The sequence below is a fragment of the Nitrosomonas eutropha genome, from assembly GCF_900116685.1.
GTDB classification, from domain to species: domain Bacteria; phylum Pseudomonadota; class Gammaproteobacteria; order Burkholderiales; family Nitrosomonadaceae; genus Nitrosomonas; species Nitrosomonas eutropha_A.
In genome coordinates, this window is sequence record NZ_FPBL01000001.1 from 418,264 (window position 1) to 430,733 (window position 12,470).

General features: G+C 48.3%; 20 protein-coding genes. 18 read left to right on the top strand and 2 right to left on the bottom strand.

The window, feature by feature from the left end:
• Position 1: 1 nt before the first annotated feature.
• Positions 2-196, top strand: coding sequence for a hypothetical protein (locus BM331_RS02055; RefSeq protein WP_074926587.1), 195 nt, complete (start codon positions 2-4; stop codon positions 194-196).
• An 81-nt stretch (positions 197-277) separates the two neighbouring features.
• On the opposite strand, the gene BM331_RS02060 is transcribed toward BM331_RS02055, so the two are convergent.
• A complete protein-coding gene (locus tag BM331_RS02060; RefSeq protein WP_074926589.1) occupies positions 278-898 on the bottom strand; it encodes a TrbM/KikA/MpfK family conjugal transfer protein in 621 nt (206 codons plus the stop codon).
• A 197-nt stretch (positions 899-1,095) separates the two neighbouring features.
• On the opposite strand from BM331_RS02060, the gene BM331_RS02065 reads away from it, so the two are divergent.
• The 4 genes from BM331_RS02065 to BM331_RS02080 all read left to right on the top strand — a co-directional run bounded on the left by BM331_RS02065 (position 1,096) and on the right by BM331_RS02080 (position 4,127).
• Positions 1,096-1,902: a ParA family protein gene (locus BM331_RS02065; RefSeq protein WP_074926591.1), complete on the top strand. Its 807-nt coding sequence runs from the start codon at positions 1,096-1,098 to the stop codon at positions 1,900-1,902.
• Positions 1,899-2,270: a DUF7673 family protein gene (locus BM331_RS02070; protein WP_083414650.1), complete on the top strand. Its 372-nt coding sequence runs from the start codon at positions 1,899-1,901 to the stop codon at positions 2,268-2,270. Before BM331_RS02065 ends, BM331_RS02070 begins: the two co-directional genes overlap by 4 nt.
• Before the next feature lie 24 nt (positions 2,271-2,294).
• Entirely contained in the window at positions 2,295-3,452 is a 1,158-nt protein-coding gene (locus BM331_RS02075) for a ParB/RepB/Spo0J family partition protein (protein ID WP_074926593.1), read from the top strand.
• Positions 3,453-3,584: 132 nt separating this feature from the next.
• On the top strand, positions 3,585-4,127 hold the full coding sequence (locus tag BM331_RS02080; protein WP_256214774.1) for a hypothetical protein: 543 nt from the start codon (positions 3,585-3,587) through the stop codon (positions 4,125-4,127).
• A gap of 59 nt (positions 4,128-4,186) precedes the next feature.
• Here the strand turns inward: BM331_RS02080 and BM331_RS12110 are convergent, their stop codons facing one another.
• A complete protein-coding gene (locus BM331_RS12110) occupies positions 4,187-4,315 on the bottom strand; it encodes a hypothetical protein (protein WP_256214775.1) in 129 nt (42 codons plus the stop codon).
• Positions 4,316-4,658: 343 nt separating this feature from the next.
• Here BM331_RS12110 and BM331_RS02085 point away from each other — a divergent pair, with 343 nt between their 5' ends.
• The 13 genes from BM331_RS02085 (at position 4,659) to BM331_RS02145 (ending at position 12,458) form a co-directional block, all read left to right on the top strand.
• On the top strand, positions 4,659-4,940 hold the full coding sequence (locus BM331_RS02085) for a hypothetical protein (RefSeq protein WP_074926596.1): 282 nt from the start codon (positions 4,659-4,661) through the stop codon (positions 4,938-4,940).
• Between the two features lie 5 nt (positions 4,941-4,945).
• Positions 4,946-5,353: a DUF6573 family protein gene (locus tag BM331_RS02090; RefSeq protein WP_074926598.1), complete on the top strand. Its 408-nt coding sequence runs from the start codon at positions 4,946-4,948 to the stop codon at positions 5,351-5,353.
• 56 nt (positions 5,354-5,409) lie between these two features.
• Positions 5,410-5,958 (top strand): hypothetical protein, encoded by a 549-nt coding sequence (locus BM331_RS02095; RefSeq protein ID WP_074926599.1) that lies wholly within the window; start codon positions 5,410-5,412, stop codon positions 5,956-5,958.
• Positions 5,959-6,139: 181 nt separating this feature from the next.
• Positions 6,140-6,571 carry a hypothetical protein gene (locus tag BM331_RS02100; RefSeq protein WP_074926814.1) on the top strand — a complete coding sequence of 144 codons (432 nt, stop codon included), beginning with the start codon at positions 6,140-6,142 and terminating at the stop codon, positions 6,569-6,571.
• A gap of 21 nt (positions 6,572-6,592) precedes the next feature.
• Positions 6,593-6,727, top strand: coding sequence for a hypothetical protein (locus BM331_RS12115; protein WP_256214776.1), 135 nt, complete (start codon positions 6,593-6,595; stop codon positions 6,725-6,727).
• Positions 6,724-6,996 (top strand): hypothetical protein, encoded by a 273-nt coding sequence (locus BM331_RS02105; RefSeq protein WP_074926601.1) that lies wholly within the window; start codon positions 6,724-6,726, stop codon positions 6,994-6,996. Before BM331_RS12115 ends, BM331_RS02105 begins: the two co-directional genes overlap by 4 nt.
• Before the next feature lie 11 nt (positions 6,997-7,007).
• Positions 7,008-7,283, top strand: coding sequence for a hypothetical protein (locus tag BM331_RS02110; protein WP_218154530.1), 276 nt, complete (start codon positions 7,008-7,010; stop codon positions 7,281-7,283).
• 21 nt (positions 7,284-7,304) lie between these two features.
• The gene (locus BM331_RS02115; RefSeq protein ID WP_074926602.1) at positions 7,305-7,544 is read left to right on the top strand and encodes a hypothetical protein; all 240 of its coding nucleotides are present in this window, start codon (positions 7,305-7,307) and stop codon (positions 7,542-7,544) included.
• Between the two features lie 36 nt (positions 7,545-7,580).
• A complete protein-coding gene (locus BM331_RS02120; protein ID WP_074926604.1) occupies positions 7,581-8,021 on the top strand; it encodes a DUF192 domain-containing protein in 441 nt (146 codons plus the stop codon).
• A gap of 113 nt (positions 8,022-8,134) precedes the next feature.
• A complete protein-coding gene (locus tag BM331_RS02125) occupies positions 8,135-8,839 on the top strand; it encodes a hypothetical protein (protein ID WP_074926605.1) in 705 nt (234 codons plus the stop codon).
• Positions 8,840-9,020: 181 nt separating this feature from the next.
• Positions 9,021-9,257 carry a hypothetical protein gene (locus BM331_RS02130; RefSeq protein WP_074926607.1) on the top strand — a complete coding sequence of 79 codons (237 nt, stop codon included), beginning with the start codon at positions 9,021-9,023 and terminating at the stop codon, positions 9,255-9,257.
• Between the two features lie 365 nt (positions 9,258-9,622).
• Positions 9,623-10,603 carry an ArdC family protein gene (locus BM331_RS02135; protein ID WP_074926608.1) on the top strand — a complete coding sequence of 327 codons (981 nt, stop codon included), beginning with the start codon at positions 9,623-9,625 and terminating at the stop codon, positions 10,601-10,603.
• A 379-nt stretch (positions 10,604-10,982) separates the two neighbouring features.
• On the top strand, positions 10,983-12,458 hold the full coding sequence (locus BM331_RS02145) for a P-loop ATPase, Sll1717 family (RefSeq protein WP_256214778.1): 1,476 nt from the start codon (positions 10,983-10,985) through the stop codon (positions 12,456-12,458).
• The last annotated feature ends 12 nt before the right edge of the window (positions 12,459-12,470 follow it).

Here is a 12,470-nt window from a genome sequence, read left to right on the forward strand (position 1 = left end):
TATGTATACAATTGCTCAGATCGAACAAGCCAACGCAGCGATACACAACCAAGGCGGCGACACGCCCCAGGCACTGGCTCGTATGAAAGCTATCAGTGATATTTATCTGAACGCACTGGCCGCTGGAGTAGCCAGGGTCGAACAGGAAAGCCTAACTGAGCAAGAAATTGAAATGATCAATCATTTTCTGAAGTAATACTTTAAAGAAAAAGCCCTGCAATAACGCAGGGCTTTTTTCAACTGACGATGTTCGCCAGGCGAACATCGTACAGCGCACTTAACGCTTCAACCATGGATATTCTTCTTGCTTGGGCGGATGCGTTTGTTCCCACCGCGCTTGTTCCGACACAAAATCTTTGTTAGGCACCCACCTGCCGTTCTGTTCCATCGTCCCTATGTACTTGGCAGCAACGTCCGTATAGTTATTGCTCCAATACGCCGCACAGTGATCGGGGAGTGAGTTCTTAATTCCGTAATACGTTTCAGTGTTACAAGAACTGCTCATAAAGCTATTATCCCAACCCTTGCATACCTTGCGTTTAAGTTGTACCCGTTGGGTGCGATTCAAATAATCGGCATCGCAACGGCCCGCGCCATTTACAATATCCTCAACAAGCTGGGGCATGTTTGCAGATACATCCTTCGCAGTAGGACACATATTCAGAAACGAGCGCCGTGCTTTGACTGTATTGCTCCATTTCAAGCGCGTAATATTGAAATACCGACTCAGTGAAGCACTGCACTCATCCGGGCGCTGTGACGAGGACAAACACAGGATCGCCTCACATGCCAAGCGTGTATCACCAGTAAAAAATTGTTCTGCTGTGTCTGTTGCGGCACCCGAAGTTGAAGCAGTTAGCATTCCAACGCTGATTATTCTTATAACAATTTTCTTCATAAATCACTCCTAGAATAACGCCGCCGAAGCGGTACAAATAGAGTTACTTAACCTAAATAACATGAGTTTACTAAAAATTGAATTTTAAGTGTACTCTTTTATTGACATGATGGAAGTATTTCGGATAAGATTAGACCTACAGGTAGCATTTCGGATAAAATCAGACCTACAGGTAGAGTTTAAAAAGGAAAACACAGATGAAAGTAGTTGCAGTAGCAACCCAAAAAGGCGGGCAAGGAAAGACGACCATCGCCTTACACCTTGCCTTTTCCGCTGTTGAAGCCGGGTTAAAAGTGTTGTTTGTTGATCTCGACACCCAGGGTAATGCCACACTGATACTGACCGGATCAAGCCGAATTGCCCACACGCCAGACTACACGGCCTTGACGGCCAGTAGCCTGTTTAACGCCCAGACAGGGCGGCGCATCAAGCCGCTGGCGACCGATGAAGGCATTGATCTTATCGCACCCGACGCGCAGCTATCGGAGCATATCAAAGGCACTATCGACCCTCATAGCCCGGAATTGGCTGCGCCCCGCACTGTGCTGGGGAAGTTCGCAGACGATTATGACTTGTGCATCATCGACGCGCCCCCCGCGCTGGGTCAGGTATTGGCCGCGCTGCTGGCCGCGTCCAATGCCGTGATAACGCCGCTGACAATGGATATTTTCGCTATCGACGGCGCAGCCGAATTGCTAGATACCATTTCACTTGTGAAGGAGGCAGAAAACCCTGGCCTGGTTCACTTGGGCATCGTGCCCAATCAGATCAATACCCGCAGCCAGGATGAAATCGCCACACTTGTCAGCTTGCGCCAAGCCTACGGATCGCTTATCACGCCCTACGCTTTTAGCTTGCGGTATGCTGTAAAGGCTGCGATTTCTGCCAGAAAACCCGTATGGCGGTCTGTCAATGGTTCCAGCCATCGCAAAGCTGCACAGGAATGGAAAGACAATTGCCGAACTGTGCTTGAACAATTAAATGTATTGGAGAGCCAACAATGACCAGCGATAAACAACCCAAGCCCCGAGGATTATCGGCGATTCCCCTGGAGGCAATACAGGCCATGAGCTACAAACCATATCCCCCAACCGTCGCACAAAAGCAGGCGCTGGTGCGCCTAATCGAAGCAGCCAAAGGTGATACAGGACAGAGCCGCTGCATTGCGGAATTCTTGCTGGCATGGTGGGATGCAGATACCTATGGAGGTTTCGGCCTCACAAAACTATGGGCTGTGGACTTACCTCTATGTCGCGACATGCAAACTGTCTTCAGCCTGATTGCAGAACAACACCATTACCCGGATCATTTCGAGCTGGCCGACGATTTTAAAGAAATTATCAGACAGTGGCGACCCGAGAACCTTGACTGATAACCATACATATAAAGGATCAACATGACCAATCCTATTATTAAAGCTGCCGCTGGAAAGTTTGGTAAAGGCATTCAATCGCTGGCTGTTGAACAGTCAATGGCCAAAGCTCCCGAAATCCCATTAGACCTCATCATTATCAAAAAGCAGATACGCACGGAATTTGAGAACGACGAAAACCCGCTGTCCGAACTGGCCGACGACATTAAAACGCGAGGCGTTTTGCAGCCTGTCCTTGTGCGCCCCATGCAAGGCGGCAAGTACGAACTGGTAGCCGGAGAGCGGCGCTACCGTGCTGCGAAAATGGCCGGATTGAAGGCCATCCCCGTACTGGTCAAATCCATGACCGACGAGGAAGCCGATGCCGCCCAATTCATTGAAAACATCAAACGCAAGAATCTGACCCTGCAAGAGGAAGCCCAACGCATCCAGCGCGACCTGGACGCTTGTGGCGGCGACGTTGAAGCCGTATTGAAAAAGTACGGCAAGCCCAAGAGTGGGCGCGTATGGATTTACAAAATTCGGGGGCTTCTAAACCTGTCCGAACAGGCACAACGCCTTATTTCGGAGAACATCACCGCCGATATAGAAGTCATCGGCGATGTACGTCAGATCGAGAAAGTAAACCCAGCCAAGGCAAAAGAAACAGTAGATGCGCTCAAAGCAGCCAGCACTGCAAAAAAAACCACAGCTACAACGGACGCAGACGGGAATAATAATTCCTCTGCAAAACCTGCCAAATCTGGCAATATGCGCGAAATTTCGCGCAATGCCAAGGCTGAGGTAGCGCCAACCAAACGTCAGGCGGCCAAGAAAGACGACGAAAAGGCCAAAGAAAACCAGGCCACGTCGCGTAACCGAGACGCCGAGGCACCCGGCCAGGTTTTTACCGTTTTCCCAGCCACATCAGCCTCCATCCAACTCAATAATGAGGCAAGGGACGATGTTTTACAGGTTGACGACGAGGAAGGCCGCGCCACACTTGAAAAAATGCTACGAGGGTTTTTCGACAAAGGTGCAGACACTGTAGAATGGGTTGCTGCGGTTTCCGAAGGGATTCGGCAAAGAGATTATGACGACTCTTCAATGGGTAGGCTAAAATTAGCCGCCCTTTCAGCAGGCTTCGCCAAGTCAGAGGGTTTCAACTTAGATATGTTGATAGACAAAGCGAAGAATCTTTAAACATACGAGTGAATGACTTTAAAAAAACATTATTATTATTCCAAAAACCGGATGCAAGCGCCCGATTTTGAGCGGACGCTTGCGTTTACACGTACACGCGAGAATACCCAGGCAATTGCCAGAGATTATCTGGTGGCACGTCATTCCCTGGGCACGATAACCACCACATTCGACACCACGAAACAAAACGTATTTAGAGCGGTTGCTACACTGATGGAAGATGCGCAAACCGCTCAGGAAACCATTGCTAAAATCAGGCCCGTATTCAATAAGCTGAACGTTCCCAAGAAGCAATACAACACAGCGCATGAGTTTTTTTTTACGTCAAAAAGTCTGGATGAAATTGCTCAACAAACAAATTCAACGGTTGAAGGTGTTTTAAAGATCGCACGATGCACGATCAAACATTACCAGCTATATACGAACAAAGACGCTATTAAAGAGCGAAAGGTCGAATTCGATAAAATTCTTCGGTACAGCAGAGCAGGAGAAAAATCCATCCAAATCTGCTACGATCATTTTGTGATTCAAGACACTTTGACAGTGATTGCGGAAAAATATGAAATCACAAAACAAAATACCTACAATATCATCAAACGCTTTGAAGAAGCGTTGGCTCGCTATGAAGCTGAAAATCCACCCAAACCTAAAAGACGCAAAATAATAAAACCCTGAACCGGGGAATTTTCCTATTCAGCTTCCTTCGCACTGATCGAAAGACAAACCTACTACAGTTAACGCCAGATGTTCGCCTGGCGAACACAATAAACGCGCCAGGCGCGTCCACGCCGTATCTCTACAAAACTGAACTTGTCAGGCATCGCGACAAACCGTCGTGTTGCATGAAGTATCAGCAGTCTCATTCGAGACTGCTTACCGGACACGCCCTAAATCCAAGGCAGGCACTGCTCGCCTGCCATAGCGGTTCCCGCTGAATTTGAGTGAATCATGTCCAAGTCGCCTTTGGCGCGTTGTGTAGCTTCGCTGATTTCCTTTCGCCTGCCCTAAACAGTTGTCCAGCCCTGCCATTCCTTCAAGGGCCGGGCTACGCCCTGAAATCGTCACCCGTTCGCACTCACTACGCTTCCTTGCGCTGCGGCCTCGGATTTCTCCCTTTCCGGCCTGTCCTGTCTGGCCTTCCTACGGGCAATCACGGCAAAAGGCACTCAGCGAAGCAGATTCACACAACCAAAGGAGAACATTGTCATGAATCACCAAGCGCAAATTCAAAAACAAAAAACCGGCAATGCAACTAGCAAAGCAGGGGTTGAAAAGCGGAAAAACGAGCGTGAAGCGGCCTTCAAGAAAATTTGGCGCGGTACACACAAGGACTATAGAGGCTGTTTGCCCGATGGCACTTTAACGGTCATAAGTTGGGCTAAATACGGCGGTGGCCTTGTAACCGCTGCGAGTATTTGTGATGCCGAGCTGGCCGAGCGCAGCGTGTTGCGTTTTGGCCAACTAAACCACCAAATTAAACAGGGGTGATAACCATGAATAATCTTTTTCAAGCTACCGACCTAATCCATAGCTACAGTCGCGCACAAGCTATTGCTGATGGCGAACTGATTGACGTAACCGACACCGCCAGAGAGGCAGGTTTTACCGTGCCGGTGGCCATGTCACGCGCTGCATGGGCTGATTGTGTTGAATGGAACGATGGAATTGAAGCCCGGAAAGCAGTTACCCAAGATGAAAGCGGGAGGCTTTGGGATGTTCTTTGGATGGCATTTGTTGTTTGTCGTGCGAAGGGCAACGACCGGCGCCGTATTTTCGAGCTTTACCGTGTTCCGCGTGAAGGCCGAGGCAACCGCCCATGTCGCGTTGCGTTAGCTGCAACCATTGGCCCAGGCGATGACCTTGCGCCGGTTATCACTATTATGCAGCCCACTGAAGATTAATCCTGGCAGGTGCCCCGTCAGGGGCACCATGTCCGACCAAATCCGGAGAAAATACCATGAACCGCTTTATTCCAGAAAATGCTGAAACCCGTGAATTCCCCGCTGCTGCAATTGTTGCTTATTGCTACGAGAGCAAGAAAGGCCCGGCGTTTGTTGCATACAAAGGCCGACAAAGTAAGCCGTGCCGTTTTCTTGCGTTTGCTGACGACGAGCGCCGCGAAACCTACCTGGCTGAACTTGTTAAGACCGAAACCGAGATGGAGAACTGCAAGCGTGCCCGGCGTGAAACCGCACACGATCTGAGTGTAGGCGATATTCTTTTTTCATCGTGGGGCTACGATCAGACCAACGTTGATTTTTACGAGGTTGTCCGGGTGCCTTCGGCTCGTTCTGCTGTTGTTCGTCAGATAAAGCAAGCAACAACGGCGAGCAGTAGCGGCAACATGGCGGGCGTAACCGTACCAAATCCCGGCGAGTTTGTTCCAACTGCCAAGGAATCGACCCGCCGCGCAGCCGGGCGGCACTGCCTGTACGGTGGAAACTTGAGCCTAACCAGCTTGCAGAAATGGGACGGCAAACCGAAGTACGTTTCCTGGTACGCCTAAAGGTGAACGTGTTTACATAAAAACATCGAGCATTTGCCCACAAAAATACTTTATAAGTAAGTATACTTATATATTGACTTATAAGTGTGGTCAAAGGCTCGTAAATACGACAATCAGTGTGGCCGCACAGGGTGCGGCCAGCCCTGAAGATTATCTGCCATTTGAGGATATACCCAACATTATGAGCCAATACGAATACGAGCAACAAGAAACTCAAACCGAGGTTTACAGCCATGCAGCAGAAGTTGAGATTCAAAAAGAATGGCGCTGGGTAAACCGTTTGCCGGGATATGGCGGCGAGTACACCCAGCATATTAATGAAATTGCACAGGACTACCAGCAAGCCGTCAATCTTGAAATAGAAGCATGGCGCATCCGCAACGGACAAGAACCTGGTGCAGATGATACGCTGGATATATCTGCACAAGATCAGGCACAAGCGCAATCGTTGCGGGCGCAAGCCCATGATTTACGCATTGAGAGCGTGAACAAGGCCGGGGCTATCGCTCAATCTATTAAATCACGCTGGAATGAGCAACAAATCAGCCTGGCACGGACAGGCGAAAAACAGATCCACCTGAGCCGCGACATTAATCGCGATATTCAACGCTAACCCAAACGAAAGGAGAAAATCATGAATCAAGCACAAATGCAGGAAGCAACCGACCGGCTGCGCAAGGAAGAAGAAAAGGGAGAAGGCAGTTTTGTTTTCGGTTTGCTGTTTTGGGCTTTTGTTCTATCAGCACTATACAGCTATTTTTTTAAATGAAACGATTGCTTGAGCACAGTACCGAAAAAAAGGATCAGAAGTTTACCGACCGCGCAAAGTTGCGCCTGCGCCTGGCTGCTGGTTTGATTGGCGGGCAAGGGCGCACGTTAAAACTGGATCGAGCAAATTTCTATCCGGAAATGCTGGAAGTGATCGAAAGGCAAACTCCCGAGCAGCGCGAATACATCAAGAGCCTTGTAGATTGGCTGGAAGATTACGAAAACGCCGTCAAGGCAGAGGAACCAAGAATTCAGGCACCCAAAAAATAAGGAAGGAAAAGATGAACGATTCACCTATGGTTTATACACAGATTTCCCCGGCTACAGACTGGTTTTTTCGACACGACAACCCTAGCCCCAATGGCCCGCCAATTGTTTACCCTGTTGCGGTATGGGCCGTTGTGGAGGGTAAGCGAGTTATCGGCTTGATTGCTGCTGATCTACCCCTTGAACGAGGCGCCACACAAGCCTTGCATCAAGTGCCCCCCGTGCCGGGGATTTATCTGCATATCTCACAACTCACCGAACAGGAGCAGGCCAGCGCGAAATCGCGCTGACAAACCATAGGAAGATCATCAATGACTAATCAAAACTGGATTGAACACGCGTACCCGTTGCAGCAAATTGTTATTCGCTTGCAGGGTACGCGGCATAGCCGCCGCGAGGATATTATCAACCAGCTCGAAACCGTCCTATCACGCCTTCGCGCTGGCGATGTAAATGGTACTGACCATGATGACGATTTTGGCTATGTGTTTGAGTCTGTCGGGTCATCGCCTGGCCTTTCATTTTTTAATGAATCTACCGACTTCCGCTAAACCACAATAGCCATTTAAAAGGAAACCTGAACATCTATGAGCGTTGCCCGTTTCGCGGGCCTGCTGGCCCTTACAGTGACTTGCATGACCGGCGTAGCCGCAGGCGGGCAAGCTACTGTATGCACCCTGTATTTTTCCACCGGCCAGACGCTTTATAACGTGCCCTTGGCGACGACCCAGGGCGAGCAGGAGCGCGGCCTATCAAAAACCCATGACGTTAATGCCGGGATGCTTTTCACCTGGCCGCAAGCGGCTACGCGTGTTTTTTGGATGCGTGACACCTGGATGCCACTGCAAGTTGGATTTTTTGACAGTAGCGGAAATCTTTTCCAGATCGAGGACATGGAACCAAATACAGACACTCGACACGAGTCGAAACAGCCCGCTAAGATGGCGCTAGAATTGGCCTTGGGCCAATATCAAGCGATGGGATTAGTGGCCGGTAAAACCGTCCTGTTACACGGGCAATGTAACTAATCAGTGAATGGAAAATATCATGAGTGATCCGATAGCTACAGATGCAAGTGTAAGTTTAAGCATCTATAAAGTCGATGTGGCAAGGTATGAAGGCGATTTAAACAAGGATAGATATGAATAACAGACTTAAAAGATGGTCGTTAAGTGCCATGATAGCGGTACCCTTCTCTTTGATATTAGTGCTATCTCTCGACATCTACAATGATTGGCCCGATTTGTTGTATGTGGTCGTGATGGCGATGGCAGGAAACTTTTTCTTCAACTTTCTGGCCGACAGGCACGACAAACGATTAATCGCCCGCATTAAGGCCGATCAGCCGATCATGTGGAACGTCAGCATGAATAGCGTCGAAATCGGCAAGGTGTCCGATTCGCAGTATGCAGCCATGCAACGCATGGCATCCCGTGACGGACGGATAGCGCTCGCGCAGTTTTTTAACCTGGGCCGCATGGCGCTTGTGGTCGTTGAAAAGTTGCTCTTCGCGATACCGTTCCTGGTCTTTTGGATGGTCGTGGCGCTGGCGATTATATCGCCTGAGTCGTACACGGATCTGGTGCGCGAGTTTCAAAAGGCCGACCCAGCCGAGATAACGTCAGCCATGCGTTCGTTCCTGCAAACGGCAATGACTATGATGTTCGTCGTGTTCGGCGTCATGATCGTAATGGGCTATCGTTTTGGGTTTAGGAATCACTACAGCGAAGCAGTAAACCGTATGTTGCAGCAGCACTGCAACACGCCTGCTAAAGGCGACGTTCAACTGCGGCAGATGGCGATAGACCCCATATCAAATCAGAAGGTGGCATCTTCGCCTGATTGAGGACGGGGAGGAGCTGTTTATTTTATTAATTACGGATTATGTTCGTAATCCGGATATCCTGATCGGCCTGCTGCGCAGGCCTTGGAGTTGGCCCAGGGCCAATACATGTTGCTAGGGTTTCGACCCGGCGAAACCCAACTGATAGACAAACAGTGCAGCACACTACCCGGAGGAAATTTCAGTGAGTGAACTTATCGTATTAGATACCCAATACACCGTTAAATATGTCAGCCTTGAAAACCTGATCGACGCTGCCAGAAAACGCCCTACACAGGCCGTACTAGACGAGTTGCGCAACCGCTGTGCGGAAGAAACCGCAAAACTGACCAGCTTGTATCGGCTGGCCTACGGTGCAGAAGCAGGCCAGGAAATGCACAAAGATATGACCCGTTGCTTTAGCAACGGGGCCAGCGGATAGAACATATTTCAGTACCAGAGAACGCCTCTTTTCAGAGGCGTTTTTTTTGCTGCGCAGATTGCCGAAGCGCCAGGCAGGCCGAAGCCTGCTTTATATTTTCAGTTGTAAAAACCAGTCGCGCCGATCTACATCATTTGCCACACCCGGTTAATCAGCCTTTTGGCCCCGCCTTTCAACCGACGCATAGCTACGGGTTCATGCCTGTTCAAGGGTAAAACCTCGCCTGGCCCGTGTCCTCGCTACGCTGCGGGCCGCACCAGCCACGCGGGGCCGCTACGCGCCCTTGCACAGTCCTGCCCCCTTCGCTCTTTATGCGTCAAGGCGGCTCCAAAAAACAGATTAACCAACCAAATGAGGTAACTATCATGACCAACGCGACCAATCACAACCAAAAAAACACAAAAGCCAAAAGCAAGGCTCACCAAAAAACAGGGGTGAAAACCGATGTAAAGCAGGCCATTACTGATCGAATCGTGGCACTGATGGAACGAGGCACCGAAGCATGGAAAAAAACCTGGAAAGCTGCCGCAGCCGCTGGGATGCCTTGCAATGCCAGCACCGGGGCACCATATCGGGGCGTCAATATCTTGATTCTTTGGGCACAGCGCGAAGAAGCCGGGTTTTCGTCCAATCGTTGGATGACGTACAAGCAGGCCCAGGCCGTAGGCGCACAGGTTCGTAAGGGTGAAAAATCTGTTGCTTGCGTGTACTTCGAGATGCTTAAACGCAAAGAGTCACAGGAAGAAGCCGAGTTTTTCCCGATGGCAAAGGCGTTTAGCTTGTTCAATCTGGATCAGATCGACAACGTACCGGAGCAGTTGCAAGACTACATCGACGACATGACACTGCCCGCTTTTTCGCAGGATGAAATCGCGGAGCAATTCATCGCCGCGTCAGGAGCACAGATCGAACACCACGGCAACCGCGCATTTTATCGGCCCAGCACTGACACCATTGTTTTACCCGAGCGTGAAGCCTTCATTTCATCCGCGAACTACTACGCCACCGCTTGCCACGAACTGACCCACTGGACAGGCCACAAAAGCCGTCTTGACCGTGATTTTTCCAAGTCGCGCCGCTTTGGTGATGAACATTACGCCTTTGAAGAACTGGTGGCCGAACTCGGTTCAGCGTTTCTAGCCGGTCATTTCAGGTTCATTGATGCCACGGTAGAAAACCATGCTTCGTACCTGGCTTCATGGATCAAGGTACTTAAAAACGACAAGAGCGCAATTTTCACCGCTGCCAAACACGCCAGCGCCGCCTATGAATTCCTGGCCGATCTGGCCGATACAGCCACCGAGCAAGGCGAGGAACAAACCCCCGCGATGCAAACCGCTGCCTGATCCCCAGCAGGGCGCATAAGGTGCGCCCGTCTTTATCTGATATAGGTGTAACGGCAAGAAGGAACGTATGGGTGAGGCAAAATACAGGGGAACGAAAGCACAACGAATAGCTGTTTTGCTAGATAAGAGCGCAGTAGGTAAGTCTACTCCTGAATTTTTGTACACTTATCTTCTGAAAATGACAGCGTTGCTACATATGTGTTTATTGCAAGCTGGAATTGTGGATTTTTGCAATCTTCAGCTGCGAGAGCTGAAGTACGAAGGCTGGGCATAACGACAAGCCCATAAACTTCCAGAAAATAAGGACGCTAACGTTACACAACCAGCAGACCTAGAAAGTTTGGTTGTTTTATCACCAATGGTGATAAGAGTATGAAACATGTTAGGTACCAGTATATTTAAAGAGAGAAGTATGGAATTTCATGAATATGAATTACAACGGTTATTTGGCCACGAGGCTGCTGAAGATGAAGATCCTCAAAGGCTAAAAGATTACTACTTTAGAAGTAAGGTGTATTCTCAAGTCGTTAACGATCTTCCGTTGCGGATAATAGTTGGTCATAAAGGCATAGGTAAGTCAGCTCTTTTTCAAGTTGCAATTGATGAGGAAACAGAAAACAAGAGACTTACAGTTTTAATTAAGCCCGATGATATTATCGGTATAGGAGAAGATGTTGATGATTTCCTAAAACTTATAAGAGATTGGAAGATAGGAATCCTTGAAATCATCACACAAAATGCCCTCACCTCATTCGGTATGCTTTTCGAGGGTTGGAGAGCAAAGCTAAATCAGTATAGCGGCGCCACGTTAGACTTCTTATCTTCAACCTTAGAACTAGGTAACAAGGTTAATTTGACTCCTTCAAAAGAAGCTATCCTGCGAGATTTCCTAAAAAATAACAAAATTTCGGTTTATATTGATGACCTAGATAGAGGGTGGCAAGGTCGAAAGCATGATATACAGAGAATTTCCGCACTATTAAATGCTGTAAGAGATATATCGACTGAAAATAGAGGTATTTATTTTAGGGTGAGTTTGAGATCTGATGTTTACTATTTGGCGCGCACATCGGATGAATCTACCGATAAAATAGAGGGCTCAGTAATTTGGTATTCATGGACTAATCATGAAATTTTGGTTTTACTTGTCAAGAGGATTGAGAGTTATTTTGGTAGAGAAGTAGATGAGGCTGAGCTACTAAAAAAGCATCAATTTGAATTGATGAGATACCTTGCTCCTATAATCGAGGAGAAATTTACGGGAAAAGGGCATTGGAGAGATGCTCCTATGTATCGGGTATTGATGTCTTTGATCAGGAAACGCCCTCGTGATTTGGTCAAACTACTAACTTTGGCAGGTAGAGAAGCGAAAACGAAAGATGCGAAGCGGATTACTACAAATCAATTAGAAAATATTTTTGAAGAATATTCGCAGGGTAGGCTACAAGATACAATCAATGAATATCGTTCCGAGCTTCCTGAAATTGAAAAATTAATTCTTGGTATGAGGCCGACAAAGATTCAGCGAAGAGCATCACAAGGCTATGTATATACGACAGACCAATTACTAAAAAAAATAAAAGCAATTGAAGAACAAGGAAAATATCGCTGGGCAAATAGAAATCAGATTGATACCAAAGAACTTGCAGCATTCCTATATAAAATAAACTTCATTACAGCTCGGAAACAGATTTCTACAGGCATTGATAGAAAGTACTTTGAAGAAAACAGGTATTTATCAAATAAATTCATAGAGTTCGGCTATGATTGGGAGGTTCACCCCGCCTACCGTTGGGCACTTCAGCCTGAAGATCCAATGCAAATTTTCAATGAGCTAATGTTGAGTTCTGATTAGTTGTAACAGAGA

Coding starts and splice junctions, on each gene's coding strand:
- BM331_RS02120 (WP_074926604.1), top strand. CDS start 7,581: ATGAGCGTTGCCCGTTTCGCGGGCCTGCTGGCCCTTACAGTGACTTGC.
- BM331_RS02145 (WP_256214778.1), top strand. CDS start 10,983: ATGTTAGGTACCAGTATATTTAAAGAGAGAAGTATGGAATTTCATGAA.
- BM331_RS02065 (WP_074926591.1), top strand. CDS start 1,096: ATGAAAGTAGTTGCAGTAGCAACCCAAAAAGGCGGGCAAGGAAAGACG.
- BM331_RS02075 (WP_074926593.1), top strand. CDS start 2,295: ATGACCAATCCTATTATTAAAGCTGCCGCTGGAAAGTTTGGTAAAGGC.
- BM331_RS02125 (WP_074926605.1), top strand. CDS start 8,135: ATGAATAACAGACTTAAAAGATGGTCGTTAAGTGCCATGATAGCGGTA.
- BM331_RS02090 (WP_074926598.1), top strand. CDS start 4,946: ATGAATAATCTTTTTCAAGCTACCGACCTAATCCATAGCTACAGTCGC.
- BM331_RS02115 (WP_074926602.1), top strand. CDS start 7,305: ATGACTAATCAAAACTGGATTGAACACGCGTACCCGTTGCAGCAAATT.
- BM331_RS02135 (WP_074926608.1), top strand. CDS start 9,623: ATGACCAACGCGACCAATCACAACCAAAAAAACACAAAAGCCAAAAGC.
- BM331_RS02105 (WP_074926601.1), top strand. CDS start 6,724: ATGAAACGATTGCTTGAGCACAGTACCGAAAAAAAGGATCAGAAGTTT.
- BM331_RS02070 (WP_083414650.1), top strand. CDS start 1,899: ATGACCAGCGATAAACAACCCAAGCCCCGAGGATTATCGGCGATTCCC.
- BM331_RS02085 (WP_074926596.1), top strand. CDS start 4,659: ATGAATCACCAAGCGCAAATTCAAAAACAAAAAACCGGCAATGCAACT.
- BM331_RS02095 (WP_074926599.1), top strand. CDS start 5,410: ATGAACCGCTTTATTCCAGAAAATGCTGAAACCCGTGAATTCCCCGCT.
- BM331_RS02055 (WP_074926587.1), top strand. CDS start 2: ATGTATACAATTGCTCAGATCGAACAAGCCAACGCAGCGATACACAAC.
- BM331_RS02060 (WP_074926589.1), bottom strand. CDS start 898: ATGAAGAAAATTGTTATAAGAATAATCAGCGTTGGAATGCTAACTGCT.
- BM331_RS12110 (WP_256214775.1), bottom strand. CDS start 4,315: ATGAGACTGCTGATACTTCATGCAACACGACGGTTTGTCGCGATGCCT.
- BM331_RS12115 (WP_256214776.1), top strand. CDS start 6,593: ATGAATCAAGCACAAATGCAGGAAGCAACCGACCGGCTGCGCAAGGAA.
- BM331_RS02110 (WP_218154530.1), top strand. CDS start 7,008: ATGAACGATTCACCTATGGTTTATACACAGATTTCCCCGGCTACAGAC.
- BM331_RS02100 (WP_074926814.1), top strand. CDS start 6,140: ATGAGCCAATACGAATACGAGCAACAAGAAACTCAAACCGAGGTTTAC.